Raw genomic sequence first — 13,380 nt, 5'->3', positions numbered from 1 at the left:
ACCGATGAGCGAACCGATTCGCCTGACCCAGTACAGCCACGGCGCAGGCTGTGGCTGCAAGATTTCGCCCCAGGTGCTGGAAGTGATCCTGGCCGGCAGCGGGGCCCAGAACCTCGACCCGAAACTCTGGGTCGGCAACGCCTCGCGCGACGATGCCGCGGTATATGCCATCGATGAAGAGCGCGGCGTGGTTTCGACCACCGACTTCTTCATGCCGATCGTCGATGACCCCTTCGACTTCGGCCGGATCGCCGCGACCAACGCCATCAGTGACATCTACGCCATGGGCGGAGACCCGTTGATGGCCATCGCGATTCTCGGTTGGCCGGTGAACGTGCTGCCGCCGGAGATCGCCCGCGAGGTGATTCGCGGTGGGCGGGCGGTGTGCGACGCCGCCGGCATCCCGCTCGCTGGTGGGCACTCGATCGATGCGCCCGAGCCGATTTTCGGCCTGGCCGTCACCGGGCTGGTGGACAAGCGCAACATGAAGCGCAACGACACCGCCACGGCCGGCAGCCTCCTCTACCTGACCAAACCCCTGGGTATCGGCGTGCTGACCACCGCGGAAAAGAAAGGCAAGCTGCGCGGCGAAGACGTCGGCGTGGCCCGTGACTGGATGTGCACCCTGAACAAGCCCGGCAGCCGTTTCGGCAAGTTGGCCGGAGTGAGCGCGATGACCGATGTCACCGGTTTCGGCCTGTTGGGGCACCTGGTGGAAATGGCTGACGGCAGCGGCTTGACCGCCCGTATCGTGTATGAGCAGGTACCGCGCCTGGCGACGGTCGAGTACTACCTGGAGCAGGGCTGCATTCCCGGTGGCACGCTGCGCAACTTCGACAGCTATGCGAGCAAGATCGGTCCGCTGCGCGAGCTGCACAAACGCGTACTGTGCGACCCGCAGACCAGTGGCGGCCTGCTGGTAGCCGTTACCCCCGAGGGGCAGGCGGAGTTTCTCGCCGTCGCCGCCGAGCTGGGCTTGAGCCTGGAGCCGATCGGCCAGTTGGTGGAGCGACAGAGCCATGCGGTAGAGGTGTCCTGATGCCAGGCGATATCACCGACTACCGCACACTGTTTCTCGATGACGTACCGATGATGGATGCCCGGGCACCGGTCGAGTTTGCCAAGGGCTCCTTTCCCGGTGTGGTCAACCTGCCGCTGATGAACGACCTGGAGCGTCAGCGGGTGGGGACCTGCTACAAGCAGCACGGCCAGCAGGCGGCGATTACTCTGGGCCACCAGTTGGTGTCCGGCGAGGTCAAGGCTGCACGCCTGCGGGCCTGGGTCGATTTCACCCGGGCGCACCCGGAGGGCGTGCTGTACTGTTTTCGCGGCGGCCTGCGTTCGCAGATCGTCCAGCAATGGCTCAAGCACGATGCCGGCATCGACTACCCGCGGGTCGGCGGTGGCTACAAGGCGATGCGGACCTTTCTCATGCAGACCGTCGAGCAGGCGGTGGAACAGGCCGACTTCGTGCTGCTGGGTGGCATGACCGGCACGGGCAAGACCGACGTCATCATCCAGCTGGACAACAGCCTCGACCTGGAAGGGCATGCCAATCATCGCGGTTCCAGTTTCGGCAAGCGGGCCACGGGACAGCCGTCGAACATCGACTTCGAAAACCGCCTGGCGGTGGACCTGCTGAAGAAACGCGCCCGTGGCATCGAGCAGTTCGTGGTCGAGGACGAGAGCCGCATGGTCGGGCGTTGTGCCTTGCCGCTGCCGCTGTACCAGGGCATGCAACGTTTCTCGATGGTCTGGCTCGAGGACAGCCTGGAAAGCCGGGTCGAACGCATCCTGCGCGATTACGTGGTGCAGCTTTGCGCGGAGTTCATCGCCGTTCACGGTGAACATGGCTTCAAGCTGTTCAGCGAACGCCTGCTGGGCAGCCTGGACAACATCCACAAGCGCCTGGGCGGCGAGTGTCATCGGCGGATGCGGGAACTGATGTCCGATGCCCTGGTGGAGCAGGCGAGCAGTGGCAGCGTCGACCTGCACCGGGCCTGGATCCTGGGACTGCTCAAGGAATACTACGATCCGATGTACGTGTTCCAGCGCGAGAGCAAGGGCGCGCGGATCGAGTTCGCGGGCGATCAGTCAGCGGTGCTGGAATATCTCAGGAACCGAACACGACGCTGAATGTTCACCCAAGGCGGACTGCAGGAGCCGGCCCGGCCCGCGAACGGGGCCTTCAGGCCGCCAAGAGCTTTGCGGGCCGGCTTCTACAGACGCTGTACGGGCCGGCCTTCTACAGAGAGGGGGCCGGTCAGAGCACCACCACCGCCACCAGACCGCTGACGATCCCCACCAGCATGGTCAGCACCGCCACGGTCACCAGTACCCGGGCATCGAACTCCTTGCGCAGCATCAGCAGCGACGGCAGGCTGATGCTGGGCAGGGTCATCAGCAGCGCCACGGCCGGTGCGGTGCCCAGGCCCAGGGTCATCATGGTCTGCACGATCGGGATTTCCGCCGCTGTCGGGATCACGAACAGCGTGCCGACGATCGCCAGCGGTACCAGCCACAGCAGGCTGTTGCTCATTGCGCCGTCGACATGGGGAAACAGCCAGACCCGCGCCGCACCGAGCAGCAGTACCGCCACGATGTAGATCGGAATGGTGCTCCAGAACAGTTGCCAGAGGGTCTTGCCCCAGCGCATGAAGAAGCTCTGGTCGCTTGTCGTGCTGGCCTCGACCACGGCCTCCACCGCCGGCTCCGGCAGGGTGTCGGGGCGAGCGACCCGCTGGGCGATCATCGACACACCCAGTACCAGCACCAGGCCCGCCACCAGGCGGATCGCGCTGAAGCCCCAGCCGAGCACAAAGCCCATGAACACCAGGGTGGCCGGGTTGAGCACCGGGTTGGCGATCCAGAACGCCAGCGCCGCGCCCACCGAGACATTCTGTCGGCGCATGCCGGCGGCCACTGGCGCCGCGCAGCAGGAGCACATCATGCCGGGCAGGGCGAACAGTCCGCCGCGCAGGGTCGAGCCGAAACCCGCCCGGCCGAACAGGCGCAGCAGCCAGTCACGGGGAATCAGCACCTGCAGCAGCGAGCCGAGGATCACCGCCAGCACGGCGGCCTTCCAGATCGCCAGGAAATACACCTGGGCATAGGCCAGCGCGGCCGCCACCGGCGAGCCCGGGTTGTCGTTGATGATCGAGCCGCCGATGCTGTGGCTGTCGGCGGCGACGAAGGCCTTGGCGTAGTAGGGCGACCACTTGACGTAGTAGAGGCCGACAGCGGCGATGGCGAGAAACAGCAGCGGTTTCCACCACAGCGACCAACCCCGGGCAGGGGTGGTGGAGGAGAGTGAGATCATGACGTACGGGCTCTGAAAGGAGAGTGAGAGATATCGAGTGGATGATAACCCAGGGGCTGCACTTCGCCATGCGATCCGGGTGGGATCTGACGTTCCTCTGTCATCCGATCTGTCGCTATTGTCAGCGAGTCGACTCCGACATTTGCCGGCCACGATGCAGGCGGCGCACTCATTTCACGCCATGGGTGGCAACCGCCGTTTCACCGGTGTTTTCTTGACGATCGCGGTGTTGGTCTCGGCATGGCCGTTCAATCGGTCGAGCAGGGTATCCAACTGCTCCATGTCGCGTACGTGCAGGCGAGCGATGAAGCAGTCGTCGCCAGTGACCTTGTCACACTCGGTGAACTCGGGAATCGCCTGAATCTGCCGTTCCACCTCGTGCAACTGACCGGGCAGCGGGCGGATCCTCACGATGGCTTGCAACTGGTAGCCAAAGGAGCGCGGCTCGACTTCGAGCGTGTAGCCCTTGATCACCCCACGCTCCTCCAGGCGGCGCAAGCGCTCGGCGACGCTGGGGGCGGAGAGCCCGCTGATCTGTGCCAGGGCCTTGAGCGAACGCCGGGAGTCTTCCATCAAGGCCGCGAGCAGGAGTTGGTCGATGGTGTCAGTCATTGTGGTCTCGTAAGGTGATCAGGTGAATTTGCCTTGATCATAAAGGCAAAGTCGAAGTTTAGCCTTTTATAACCGCTGGAGAGCCTGCGCAGGTGCTTGGCATACTGTTGCCATCTGTCAAGGAGTCCAATCATGTCTCAATCACTGCATCGCGGGTCGCTGGAAATGATCGCGGCCATGCTGATCTCGGGAACCATCGGCTGGTTCGTGCTGGTGTCGGGCCAGCCGGTACTGGACGTGGTGTTCTGGCGTTGCCTGTTCGGCGCGCTGACCCTGCTGGCGATCTGCGCTGCCATGGGTTTTCTGCGCCCCGGTGTGCTGAGTCGTGCCACGTTTGTGCTGGCGGTGCTCAGCGGTGTGGCGATCGTCGGCAATTGGGTTCTGCTGTTCGCCTCCTATTCGCGCGCCTCGATCGCCATCGGTACGGCGGTGTACAACGTCCAGCCATTCATGCTGGTGGGGTTGGCGGCGCTGTTTCTCGGCGAGAGGATCACCGCGCAGAAGCTGTTCTGGTTGAGCCTGGCCTTTGCCGGGATGCTGGCGATCGTCAGCGCCCATGGGCAACAGGGCGAGAGTGGCGGCGACTACCTGCTGGGGATCGTCCTGGCCCTCGGCGCGGCGCTGCTGTATGCCTTTGCCGCGCTGATCATCAAGCGTCTGGCCGGTACGCCGCCGCATCTGATCGCGCTGATCCAGGTGACCAGCGGCACGCTGCTGCTGGCACCCTGGGCGAACTTTTCGGTGCTGCCGGTGGAGGCCGGTGCCTGGGGCAGCCTGGTGACCCTGGGCATCGTCCACACCGGTGTCATGTATGTGCTGTTGTACGGTGCGATCCAGAAGCTGCCGACGGCCCTGACCGGTGCGCTGTCGTTCATCTACCCGATTGCGGCGATCTTCGTCGACTGGTTTGCCTTCGGCCACCACTTGCAGCCGCTGCAGTGGCTGGGCGTGATCGCCATCCTGCTGGCGGCAGCCGGCATGCAGCAAGGCTGGACGCCGTGGAGCCGCCGGGTTGCCGCACGAGGTTGAGAGCGTCAGCCATTCCACCAATCCCTGGACGGCCCCCAAAAAGCTGGACAGTTTCAACCTCTTGGGTGCCGTCCATTCCCGTGGGAGACGGCCGGGCGGCGCTCCCATGGGGCGGATGATCAGGCGCGATAGCGCGCCGCCGGCAGCGCGTGCATGTAGTTGGGCAACATCGCCTGGCGCGCGGCTTCCAGGGCCTGCCACTGGCCTTCGTCCGGCAGCGGCGGAATGGTCACGGTTTCGCGACGATCGAAGCCCACCAATGCCGCATCCACCAGGTCCTCGACTTCCATCACCGCCGGCAGGTCCTCGATGCGCTTGCCGGCACGCTCCCAGATTTCGGTGCGGGTGGCGGACGGCAGTACCGCCTGGACATAGAGCCCCTGGGCACCCAGCTCGATGTTCAGTCCCTGGCTCAGGAACAGCACGAACGCCTTGGTCGCCCCGTAGACGGTCGATTGCAGCTCCGGTGCCAGGCCGACCACCGAGCCGAGATTGATGATCGAACCACCACCGGCCCGGACCAGGCGTGGGGCGATGGCACTGCTCAGACGGGTGAGGGCGGTGATGTTGAGGTTGATGATCCGGCTCACCAGCTCCGGTGTCTGCTCGACGAAACCGCCGCCGCCGCTCATGCCGGCATTGTTCACCAGAATGCCGATGCCGGCGTCGTCCCTGACCCGCGCCTCGATGGCGGCCAGTTCGCCCGCATCGGTCAGGTCCGCCTGCAGCACTTCGACATTGACGCCGGTTTCCGCCCGCAGGCGTTCGGCCAGTACGTCCATGCGCGCTTTGTCCCGGGCGACCAGCACCAGGTCGTGTCCACGCTTGGCGAAACGATCGGCATAGACGGCACCGATACCGGTGGAAGCTCCCGTGATCAGAACGGTGGGTTTGACGGTCATGGCGGTAATCCTCGTTGGGTCGATTTAATCATGATGGTCATCATGTTTATTAAATATGATGTTCGTCATGTATACTGTCAAGCCTATCAACGGAGGTTCTGATGAAAGTCAGTCGTGAGCAGGTGGCGCAAAACCGCCTGAAGATCCTCGAAGTCGCCGGTCGGCTGTTTCGGGAACAGGGTTACGAGACGGTCAGTGTCGCCCAGGTGATGAAGGCCGCCGGGATGACCCATGGCGGTTTCTATGGCTATTTCGCCTCGAAGGACGAGTTGGTGGCCGAGGCCCTGGCCCATGTGGCCGCGACTTCACCGCCAGTGGGGGATGACTTGGCCGGCTATATCGGGCGGTACCTGAGCGCTACCCATCGCGAGGATTGCGCCGGTGGCTGTCCACTGGCCGCGTTGGCCGCCGAAACCCGGCGCCAGCCCGCCGCGGCGCGGGCGCAGATGACCCGAAGCATTGTCCGGCTGCTGGAACGCCTGGAGCCGGGCGCTCCGGGAGACTCGGTCGAAGAAAAACGCCGTGCCGCCACCGGCAACCTGGCGACCCTGGTCGGCGCTCTGGTACTGGCGCGGGTCAGTGACGACCCGCGGTTGGCCGAGCGGTTACTCGATGACAGCCGCAACTGGCTGCTGGAGAAAAACCGGCTCGACTGACCCCAGGGGTGTGCTCTCCAACGCCTGTTGCACACAGCGCCGGGCGAGCAGGGTGGTGGGGTCGACCAGGCTGACCACGCCGCTGTCCAGCACGAAGCGCTCGGCATGGGGCAGGATCAGCGGCAGTTCGGTGCAACCGAGGATCAACACCGAGGCGCCCGCCTGGCACAAGCGGTTGGCGGCTTCGGGCAACTGCTCGCGGCACAGGCCCTCGGTATGCCCGGCCTTGACCCCGTGTTCGCCGTAGATCGCCGCCATTACCAGCGCCTGCGTGGCCGGTTCCGGCTCGATCAGCCGCAGCCCCCATTGCTCGGCCACTGCAGGGTAGACCCGGCTCTGCAGCGTTCCCGAAGTGGCCAGCAGACCAATGGACTTGCCGGCGCCATGGTGTTCGACGATATGCCTGACGGTCTCGCCGAGCAGGTTGATGATCGGTGTGTTCAGGTACGGCTGGAGGCGCTCGACGAAGGCATGGGCGGTATTGCACGGGATGGCGATGGCATGCGCGCTTTCCTGTTCCAGGCGCTTGCAGGTGGCGTACAGCGCCATGCTCGGATCGCTGGCCTGGTACATCATCCTGCCGAGGCTGGCGATGCCGCCGACCAGGGTGGCGAAGACCAGTGGGGCGATGATCATCTTGATCATGCGCAGGAAAATATCCGTTGATGAAGATGGCCCAGGAGGGATATGGCGTGACCTGGCTGCCCGAAAGTGCGGTGCAGGATGAACTGCACAAGGGCACCTGGTCCGCGCCGGCGGTGCGGACTGGAGCGCCGGGCTGGAAATCCGTTCCTATTGCTCGGTGGCCGATGCCAACCCGACCATGCGCGAGTTGTGGAAGTCGCTGGAGGCCGAGCGCCGGCCTGCCTGGGCGCGCCTCAGTTGCCGATCAGGTACAGGCAGATCGACAGGGTCAGCAGTGAACCCAGGGTGGAGATCAGGATCGTGCCCGACACCAGCGAGGCTTCACGCTTGTAGTATTCGGCCAGCATGAACGGACCGGTGCCGGTGGGCAGGGCGCTGAGCAGCAGTGCCGGCAGACACAGCCAGACCACCATGCGGTTGATTTCCGAGGCCGCGTTGGGCCCCAGGCGCTCGCTGCGACGGCAGATGAAGCCGACCAGGATCAGGGCGAAGATGGGCAGCAGAACACTGAGTACGGAGGACATCGAAGCTGAAGCCTTGGGCATGCGCGGATGGGTGGGGAAGGGTAAGGGGGGAGATCGTTAGCTTGCAATCTTTCTTTGCCGGCGATGACCCGACGATGAGGTGAACAGGGCGCGCCGATCACCACCCCGCGCCCGTTCGGCTCATTGCGCCTCGCGGTCAAGCAACTGCCGCTTGCGCTCCACGCCCCAGCGATAACCGGACAGATCGCCATCGCTGCGTACCACCCGATGGCACGGAATCGCCACCGCGAGGCTGTTGGCCCCGCAGGCCTGGGCCACGGCGCGGAACGATTTCGGTGCGCCGATCATCTTCGCGATCTCGGCATAGCTGGCCGTGCTGCCGACCGGGATCGTCCGCAAAGCCTGCCAGACCCGTTCCTGAAAGGCCGTACCGCGCAGGTCCAGTGGCAGGTCGAGGCCGATCGCCGGCGCCTCGACGAATCCCACGACCTTGGCCACCAACTGCTCGAACCCGGCGTCGTCGCCGATGAATTCGGCCTTCGGGAACTTGTCTTGCAGGTCACGGGCGAGCGCCTGTGGATCATCGCCCAGCAGGATCGCGCAGACGCCACGCGTACTCTGCGCCACCAGGATCGCCCCGAGGGAGCACTGGGCGATGGCAAAGCGGATTTCGCTGTTGCTACCGCCGGCACGGTAGTCGGAGGGCTTCATGCCCAGTACCGCATCGCTGGCCTCGTAGAAACGGCTGCTGGCGTTGAAGCCGGCATCGTACAGTGCCTGCGTGACCGAGCCGGCGCGGGCCAGTTGCGTGCGCAGCTTGCCGGCACGGTGGGCGGCGGCATAGGCCTTGGGTGTCAGGCCGGTGTGGGCCTTGAACACCCGGTGGAAGTGAAACGGGCTCAGCCCCAGTTGTTCGGCCAGGGGACTGAGCGATGGCGTACTCTGCGAGGCTTCGATCAGTTGGCAGGCGCGGGTCACCAGCGCCACCTGCTGCTGGTGAGTGCTGGTCTGGTCGGCCGCGGCTCGACGACTGGGTCGATAACCGGCGGCCTCGGCCAGTTCGGCGTTGTCGAAGAACTCGACATTCTCCGGCCGTGGCCGGCGGGCACTGCTGCTGGGGCGGCAGTACACGCCGGTGGTCCTGACGCCATAGACGAAGTCGCCGTCGGCGCTGGCATCGCGGTTCAGCACCGCCTGCCAGCGTGGATCGTTCTCCACGCTGCTGGCCTGGCGGGAAGTGGCCTGGGTCGAAGTGTTCATACTGTTCTCCTGTCGGACAAGCCGGTTTCGCTCAGTCTGGGGCCGTGGCGAAAACGGGAAACTCCGAGTCTTGCGGTTGAATTCTACTGCCTGCCGACGGCTTGTCAGGTGGCGTCGTGAAAGATGATCCCCAGGGTATGCCGCCGGCCCGTGTGCACGCGGCTGACACCATGGCGCATGTTGACCCGATAGCAGCCGCGGGCGCCTTCCACCGGCCTCTGGGACACCGCGAAGATCAGTGCGTCGCCCTGTCGAAGTGCGGCCACCTGGGGGCGACTCTGCATGCGCGGGCGCTGTTCGGTCAGGACGAACTCGCCACCGGTGAAGTCTTGCCCCGGCCTGGACAGCAGAATGGCGACCTGCAGGGGAAACACCTGTTCGCCGTACAGGTCCTGATGCAGGCAGTTGTAGTCGCCGGTGCCGTACTGCAACAGCAAGGGTGTCGGTCGCTGTTGACCGGCGGCATGGCAGCGCTGCAGCAGTCCCTGGTGGGTGATCGGATAGACATCGTCGCGTTGCAGGCGGCGGTTCCAGTGGTTGGCGATCAACGCCAGGGGCGGATAGAGCGCCGTACGCAGTTGCTGGACCAGAGGGGGCAGCGGGTAGCTGAAATACTGGTACTCACCCTGGCCGAAACCGTGGCGGCCCATGACCACCCGTGAGCGAAAGGGGGCTTTCTGCGAGTACAGGGTGGCCAGCTCGTGGCATTGCTCGGGAGTGAGCAGGCCGGGGAGCAGGGCATTGCCTTGCCGGTCGAGGTCATGGCTGATCGCTTGCCAGTCGAATGCGTGTATCAGGGTGTGCATGGTGTGAAGGCCTTGAGCTGTGTCCAGGCCAGCAGTCTGCCGTTGCCCCGTTGGTGCGACACTCCGACTCTTGCGCTTGAATTACCTGGGCGGGGCTGTGTTTCTGCCGCACGCTCCCCTAGGATGTTGCCTTTTCAGCCTGTCAGGATTGTTCCTCCATGTCCGCCCACCGCCTTGCCGTGCCCCTGTCCAAAGCCTACCGCCTGCTCAATCACGGCCCGACCGTACTGGTCAGCGCGGCGCACGATGGCCAGCGCAACATCATGGCCGCCGCCTGGGCCATGCCGCTGGATTTCGAGCCGCCGAAGGTCGCGGTGGTGCTCGACAAGTCGACCTGGACCCGACGCCTGCTCGAGGCCTCGGGCACCTTCGTGCTGAACGTGCCCTGCGTTGCCCAGGCTGATATCGCGCAAACCGTCGGCACCACCTCCGGCCTGGAGCTGAGCAAGAGCCACAGCCGTGACAAGTTCGACGCCTACGGCCTGGAGACTTTCAAGGGCGAGCGACTCGATGCGCCGTTGGTGGAGGGCTGTGTCGCCTGGCTCGAATGCCGCCTGTTGCCCGAGCCGCACAACCAGGAGCGGTACGACCTGTTTCTCGGCGAAGTGATCGCCGCCCAGGCCGACTCACGGGTGTTCAGTGACGGGCGTTGGCATTTCGAGGGGCATGACAGCCTGCGCACCTTGCACCATGTCGCCGGTGGGCATTTCCTCATGATCGGCGACACGGTGGACGGTCAGCTGCTCCAGCTGTGAATCGGTTTCGATAGCCAGGCCGCCTGAGCCGTCTGTGGCTCAAGGTTGTTGGGCCTGGCCGAAACGTTCGCGATACACCGATGGTGGCAGGCCTACCCGGTTGCGAAAGGCCACCCGGAAACTCTCGACGCAGCGGTAGCCGCATTGTTCGGCGATACGCTCGCTGCTTTCATTGCCACTTTCCAGCAGTTCGCGCGCCCTGGCCAGCCGTTCGTGCTGCAGCCAGGCCTTGGGCGTGGTGCCGGTGGCCTCGCTGAAGCGCCGCAGGAAGGTCCGTTCGCTCATGGCCGCCTGGCTGGCGAGCTGGCGTACCTCCAATGGCTCATGGAGCCGTTCGCGGGCCCACTGCAGGATCCGCGACAGGTCGTTGCGTGGTGTGCGGCCGACCGGTGCCGGAATGAACTGCGCCTGGCCACCGGTGCGCTGCGGCGACATCACCAGGCGCCGGGCCACGGTGTTGGCGACCTGGGTGCCGAAGTCGCGGGCCACCAGGTGCAGGCAGGCATCGATGCCCGCCGCACTGCCGGCCGAGGTGATGACCTGTCCGGTATCGACGTACAGCACGTCCGGGTTGACCTCGAGGGTGGGAAAGCGCTCGGCCGAGTTCCTCGGCATAACGCCAATGGGTCGTGGCCTGGCGACCGTTCAACAGGCCGGCCGCCGCCAGCACGAAGACCCCGGAGCAGATCGAGACCATCCGGGTACCGCGGGCATGGGCCCTTTGCAGCGCTTCGAGCAATGCCGCCGGTGGCGGTTCGCTGCGGCTGCGCCAGCCGGGCACGATCAGGGTGCGGGCCTCGTCGAGCTGTTCCAGGCCGCCATCGGCCAGGACCTGGATGCCGCCCATGGCGCGCATCGGCCCGGCATCGACCGCAACGATGCGGTGCTCGTACCAGGGGAAGTCGAACTCCGGACGCGGCAGGCCGAAGATCTCCACGGCGATGCCGAATTCGAAGGTGCAGAGGCCATCGTAGACCAGGATCGCGACCAGACCGGGAAAGGCGGGCATTTGGCGGAAAGTTACCAGTAGGTGTCTTGTCCGCCACTGTAGCGCTATCCCGGGCCTCGATAAAGTGTTTCCACACCCACCGAAATAGAAGGACTCGCTCCATGACCAGCCTGGTTCGCCGTATTCCCGCCGCTTCATCGGCCGTCGCCCTGGCGCATTTCAGCCACCGCCTGAGCCTTGAAACCGACTGCTCCGATGTGCATGCCAGCCAGCAGGGCGGCGACGTCGATTTCCTGCTGGTGGATGTGCGTGGCGAGGCCGCCTTTGCCCAGGGGCATGTGCCGGGAGCGATCAATATTCCCCATCGGCTGATGACCGCCGACTACCTGGCTCAATACGCCAGGGATACGCTGTTCGTGGTGTATTGCGCCGGCCCCCATTGCAACGGCGTCCATCGCGCGGCGGTGAAGCTGGCGACACTGGGGTATCCGGTCAAGGAGATGATCGGCGGCGTCACCGGTTGGCTGGACGAGGGGCTGGCGTTGACGGCCGGGCTGCCGGTTGAACAGCACCCGGCCATCCGCTGCGACTGCTGAGCACGGCCGGTCCCGCCGCTGGCATGGCAGGACCCGGTTTGTCCCCCAACCGCGCTATACCGCGGGCCCTGAACGGGTGTTAGTCTTGGGACAGGTCGTTTTCAGGGAGCCCACATGGGCAATCACAAGAGTGGGATTCGCCGCAGCAACGTCGAGAAGATCCTCCTCGCAGCGGAGAAGGTCTTTGCCGAGAAGGGCTTTGGTGGCACGGCCATGGCCGATATTGCCGAAGAAGTGCAACTGCCGCGTTCCAACCTGCACTATTACTTCAGCACCAAGAGCGAACTGTACAGCGCGGTGCTGCTCGACCTGCTGGAAGTCTGGAAACAGGATGCGCTGTGCTTCGAGATGTTCGACGATCCGCGCGTGGTATTGAGCAGCTATATCCGCGCCAAGATGAATCATTCGCGTAGCCGGCCCTACGGCTCCAAGGTCTGGGCCAATGAAATCATCCACGGTGCGCCGACCCTCGGTGAGACCCTGGACCTGAGCCTCTACGACTGGGCCAAGATGAAGGAGGCCAAGATTCGCCAGTGGGTCGAGGATGGCCGCATCCTGCCGGTAGAGCCGTCGAGCCTGCTCTACATGATCTGGGCGTCGACCCAGCACTATGCCGACTTCAGCCACCAGGTGACGATTCTCAACGAACACCAGCCGCTGTCGGACCTGCAGTTCGAGAAGGCGGTGCAGACAGTGACCCAGGTGATCCTGCGAGGAATCGGGCTGGAGCCCTGATTCCTGCGATTTCTACAAAGTATCGAGACACCGCCCCGTCCCGTGGGAGCCGGCTTGCTGGCGATGGCGGACGATCAGCCAACGCAGGGGCGACTGGCAGATCGCTATCGCCAGCAAGCCGGCTCCCACGGGACGGGGCGGTGGTTGCTGGTCAGGAGGCCACTCGATAGGGGTTGCGCGGATCGTGGTTCCAGTCCAGGAACGGCTTGCCGGTCGCCTGGGGCACCATCTCGATGCAGTTCTCCACCGGGCAGGTGATCTGGCACAGGTTGCAGCCCACGCATTCCGCCTCGATCACCTCATAGCCATGGGTGCCATCGGCCTTGCGCAGACTGGCGATGGCCTGGTGCGAGGTGTCCTCGCAGGCGATATGACAGCGACCGCAGCCGATGCAGGCATCCTGGTCGATCCGGGCGATCACTTGGTAGTTGATGTCCAGGTACTTCCAGTCCGTGGTATTGCCCACCGCCTTGCCGGAAAACGCCTGCAGGTTGGCGTAGCCTTGGCTGTCCATCCAGCGCGACAAGCCGTCCTTCATTTCCTCGACGATCCGAAAGCCGTGCAGCATCGCCGCCGTGCACACCTGTACTGCGCCGCAACCGAGGGCGACGAATTCGGCGGCGTCACGCCA

Annotated in this window: 14 protein-coding genes and 4 pseudogenes; 8 read left to right on the top strand and 10 right to left on the bottom strand. The window is 64.8% G+C overall.

The features are described from left to right. Positions 1 to 4: 4 nt before the first annotated feature. Both selD and mnmH read left to right on the top strand, forming a co-directional pair. A complete protein-coding gene (gene selD / locus K675_RS0126655) occupies positions 5 to 1,039 on the top strand; it encodes a selenide, water dikinase SelD (protein ID WP_017906521.1) in 1,035 nt (344 codons plus the stop codon). Further along, positions 1,039 to 2,136: a tRNA 2-selenouridine(34) synthase MnmH gene (gene mnmH, locus K675_RS0126650; protein ID WP_017906520.1), complete on the top strand. Its 1,098-nt coding sequence runs from the start codon at positions 1,039 to 1,041 to the stop codon at positions 2,134 to 2,136. The genes selD and mnmH overlap by 1 nt, the downstream gene beginning before the upstream one ends. A 127-nt stretch (positions 2,137 to 2,263) precedes the next feature. On the opposite strand, the gene K675_RS0126645 is transcribed toward mnmH, so the two are convergent. Both K675_RS0126645 and K675_RS0126640 read right to left on the bottom strand, forming a co-directional pair. Then, a complete protein-coding gene (locus tag K675_RS0126645) occupies positions 2,264 to 3,319 on the bottom strand; it encodes a permease (RefSeq protein ID WP_017906519.1) in 1,056 nt (351 codons plus the stop codon). 174 nt (positions 3,320 to 3,493) lie between these two features. Then, on the bottom strand, positions 3,494 to 3,931 hold the full coding sequence (locus tag K675_RS0126640) for an Lrp/AsnC family transcriptional regulator (RefSeq protein ID WP_017906518.1): 438 nt from the start codon (positions 3,929 to 3,931) through the stop codon (positions 3,494 to 3,496). A 132-nt stretch (positions 3,932 to 4,063) separates the two neighbouring features. On the opposite strand from K675_RS0126640, the gene K675_RS0126635 reads away from it, so the two are divergent. Next, positions 4,064 to 4,960: a DMT family transporter gene (locus K675_RS0126635; protein WP_017906517.1), complete on the top strand. Its 897-nt coding sequence runs from the start codon at positions 4,064 to 4,066 to the stop codon at positions 4,958 to 4,960. 119 nt (positions 4,961 to 5,079) lie between these two features. Here K675_RS0126635 and K675_RS0126630 read toward each other — a convergent pair whose 3' ends face one another. Continuing rightward, positions 5,080 to 5,862 carry an SDR family NAD(P)-dependent oxidoreductase gene (locus tag K675_RS0126630; protein ID WP_017906516.1) on the bottom strand — a complete coding sequence of 261 codons (783 nt, stop codon included), beginning with the start codon at positions 5,860 to 5,862 and terminating at the stop codon, positions 5,080 to 5,082. Positions 5,863 to 5,963: 101 nt separating this feature from the next. On the opposite strand from K675_RS0126630, the gene K675_RS0126625 reads away from it, so the two are divergent. Continuing rightward, a complete protein-coding gene (locus tag K675_RS0126625) occupies positions 5,964 to 6,518 on the top strand; it encodes a TetR/AcrR family transcriptional regulator (protein ID WP_017906515.1) in 555 nt (184 codons plus the stop codon). Here K675_RS0126625 and K675_RS31445 read toward each other — a convergent pair. Then, a complete protein-coding gene (locus K675_RS31445; RefSeq protein ID WP_332308420.1) occupies positions 6,468 to 7,091 on the bottom strand; it encodes an aspartate/glutamate racemase family protein in 624 nt (207 codons plus the stop codon). The two genes, K675_RS0126625 and K675_RS31445, sit on opposite strands and share 51 nt — an antisense overlap. Before the next feature lie 6 nt (positions 7,092 to 7,097). Then, a pseudogene (locus tag K675_RS33780) lies at positions 7,098 to 7,190 on the bottom strand (cation:dicarboxylate symporter family transporter); the annotation flags it as partial. Between K675_RS33780 and K675_RS33775 the strand changes: the two are divergent. Next, a pseudogene (locus tag K675_RS33775) lies at positions 7,181 to 7,371 on the top strand (LysR substrate-binding domain-containing protein); the annotation flags it as partial. The pseudogenes K675_RS33780 and K675_RS33775 overlap by 10 nt on opposite strands. Before the next feature lie 148 nt (positions 7,372 to 7,519). On the opposite strand, the pseudogene K675_RS34000 reads toward K675_RS33775, so the two are convergent. The 3 genes and pseudogenes from K675_RS34000 to K675_RS0126605 all read right to left on the bottom strand — a co-directional run. Then, a pseudogene (locus K675_RS34000) lies at positions 7,520 to 7,687 on the bottom strand (AEC family transporter); the annotation flags it as partial. 141 nt (positions 7,688 to 7,828) lie between these two features. Continuing rightward, positions 7,829 to 8,908 carry a bifunctional DNA-binding transcriptional regulator/O6-methylguanine-DNA methyltransferase Ada gene (gene ada, locus K675_RS0126610; protein ID WP_017906512.1) on the bottom strand — a complete coding sequence of 360 codons (1,080 nt, stop codon included), beginning with the start codon at positions 8,906 to 8,908 and terminating at the stop codon, positions 7,829 to 7,831. Positions 8,909 to 9,012: 104 nt separating this feature from the next. Then, positions 9,013 to 9,714 (bottom strand): 2OG-Fe(II) oxygenase, encoded by a 702-nt coding sequence (locus tag K675_RS0126605; RefSeq protein ID WP_017906511.1) that lies wholly within the window; start codon positions 9,712 to 9,714, stop codon positions 9,013 to 9,015. 158 nt (positions 9,715 to 9,872) lie between these two features. On the opposite strand from K675_RS0126605, the gene K675_RS0126600 reads away from it, so the two are divergent. After that, a complete protein-coding gene (locus K675_RS0126600; RefSeq protein WP_017906510.1) occupies positions 9,873 to 10,469 on the top strand; it encodes a flavin reductase family protein in 597 nt (198 codons plus the stop codon). A gap of 39 nt (positions 10,470 to 10,508) precedes the next feature. Here K675_RS0126600 and ftrA read toward each other — a convergent pair. Then, positions 10,509 to 11,478 (bottom strand): annotated as a pseudogene (gene ftrA, locus K675_RS31440) (transcriptional regulator FtrA). 101 nt (positions 11,479 to 11,579) lie between these two features. Here ftrA and K675_RS0126590 point away from each other — a divergent pair. Both K675_RS0126590 and K675_RS0126585 read left to right on the top strand, forming a co-directional pair. Beyond that, on the top strand, positions 11,580 to 12,014 hold the full coding sequence (locus K675_RS0126590) for a rhodanese-like domain-containing protein (protein WP_017906507.1): 435 nt from the start codon (positions 11,580 to 11,582) through the stop codon (positions 12,012 to 12,014). Between the two features lie 114 nt (positions 12,015 to 12,128). Further along, a complete protein-coding gene (locus K675_RS0126585; protein ID WP_017906506.1) occupies positions 12,129 to 12,749 on the top strand; it encodes a TetR/AcrR family transcriptional regulator in 621 nt (206 codons plus the stop codon). 151 nt (positions 12,750 to 12,900) lie between these two features. Here the strand turns inward: K675_RS0126585 and K675_RS0126580 are convergent. Beyond that, a partial coding sequence (locus K675_RS0126580) for a 4Fe-4S dicluster-binding protein (RefSeq protein WP_017906505.1) occupies positions 12,901 to 13,380 on the bottom strand: 480 nt, incomplete at its 5' end.

This window comes from Pseudomonas fuscovaginae SE-1 (genome assembly GCF_000364705.1).
GTDB classification, from domain to species: domain Bacteria; phylum Pseudomonadota; class Gammaproteobacteria; order Pseudomonadales; family Pseudomonadaceae; genus Aquipseudomonas; species Aquipseudomonas fuscovaginae_A.
The sequence above is the reverse complement of the archived record's forward strand: the minus strand, read 5'-3'. Positions and strand labels throughout refer to the sequence as shown.

Coding starts and splice junctions, on each gene's coding strand:
- K675_RS0126635 (WP_017906517.1), top strand. CDS start 4,064: ATGTCTCAATCACTGCATCGCGGGTCGCTGGAAATGATCGCGGCCATG.
- K675_RS0126645 (WP_017906519.1), bottom strand. CDS start 3,319: ATGATCTCACTCTCCTCCACCACCCCTGCCCGGGGTTGGTCGCTGTGG.
- K675_RS0126625 (WP_017906515.1), top strand. CDS start 5,964: ATGAAAGTCAGTCGTGAGCAGGTGGCGCAAAACCGCCTGAAGATCCTC.
- K675_RS0126585 (WP_017906506.1), top strand. CDS start 12,129: ATGGGCAATCACAAGAGTGGGATTCGCCGCAGCAACGTCGAGAAGATC.
- mnmH (WP_017906520.1), top strand. CDS start 1,039: ATGCCAGGCGATATCACCGACTACCGCACACTGTTTCTCGATGACGTA.
- K675_RS0126630 (WP_017906516.1), bottom strand. CDS start 5,862: ATGACCGTCAAACCCACCGTTCTGATCACGGGAGCTTCCACCGGTATC.
- selD (WP_017906521.1), top strand. CDS start 5: ATGAGCGAACCGATTCGCCTGACCCAGTACAGCCACGGCGCAGGCTGT.
- K675_RS31445 (WP_332308420.1), bottom strand. CDS start 7,091: ATGTACCAGGCCAGCGATCCGAGCATGGCGCTGTACGCCACCTGCAAG.
- K675_RS0126640 (WP_017906518.1), bottom strand. CDS start 3,931: ATGACTGACACCATCGACCAACTCCTGCTCGCGGCCTTGATGGAAGAC.
- K675_RS0126600 (WP_017906510.1), top strand. CDS start 9,873: ATGTCCGCCCACCGCCTTGCCGTGCCCCTGTCCAAAGCCTACCGCCTG.
- K675_RS0126605 (WP_017906511.1), bottom strand. CDS start 9,714: ATGCACACCCTGATACACGCATTCGACTGGCAAGCGATCAGCCATGAC.
- ada (WP_017906512.1), bottom strand. CDS start 8,908: ATGAACACTTCGACCCAGGCCACTTCCCGCCAGGCCAGCAGCGTGGAG.
- K675_RS0126590 (WP_017906507.1), top strand. CDS start 11,580: ATGACCAGCCTGGTTCGCCGTATTCCCGCCGCTTCATCGGCCGTCGCC.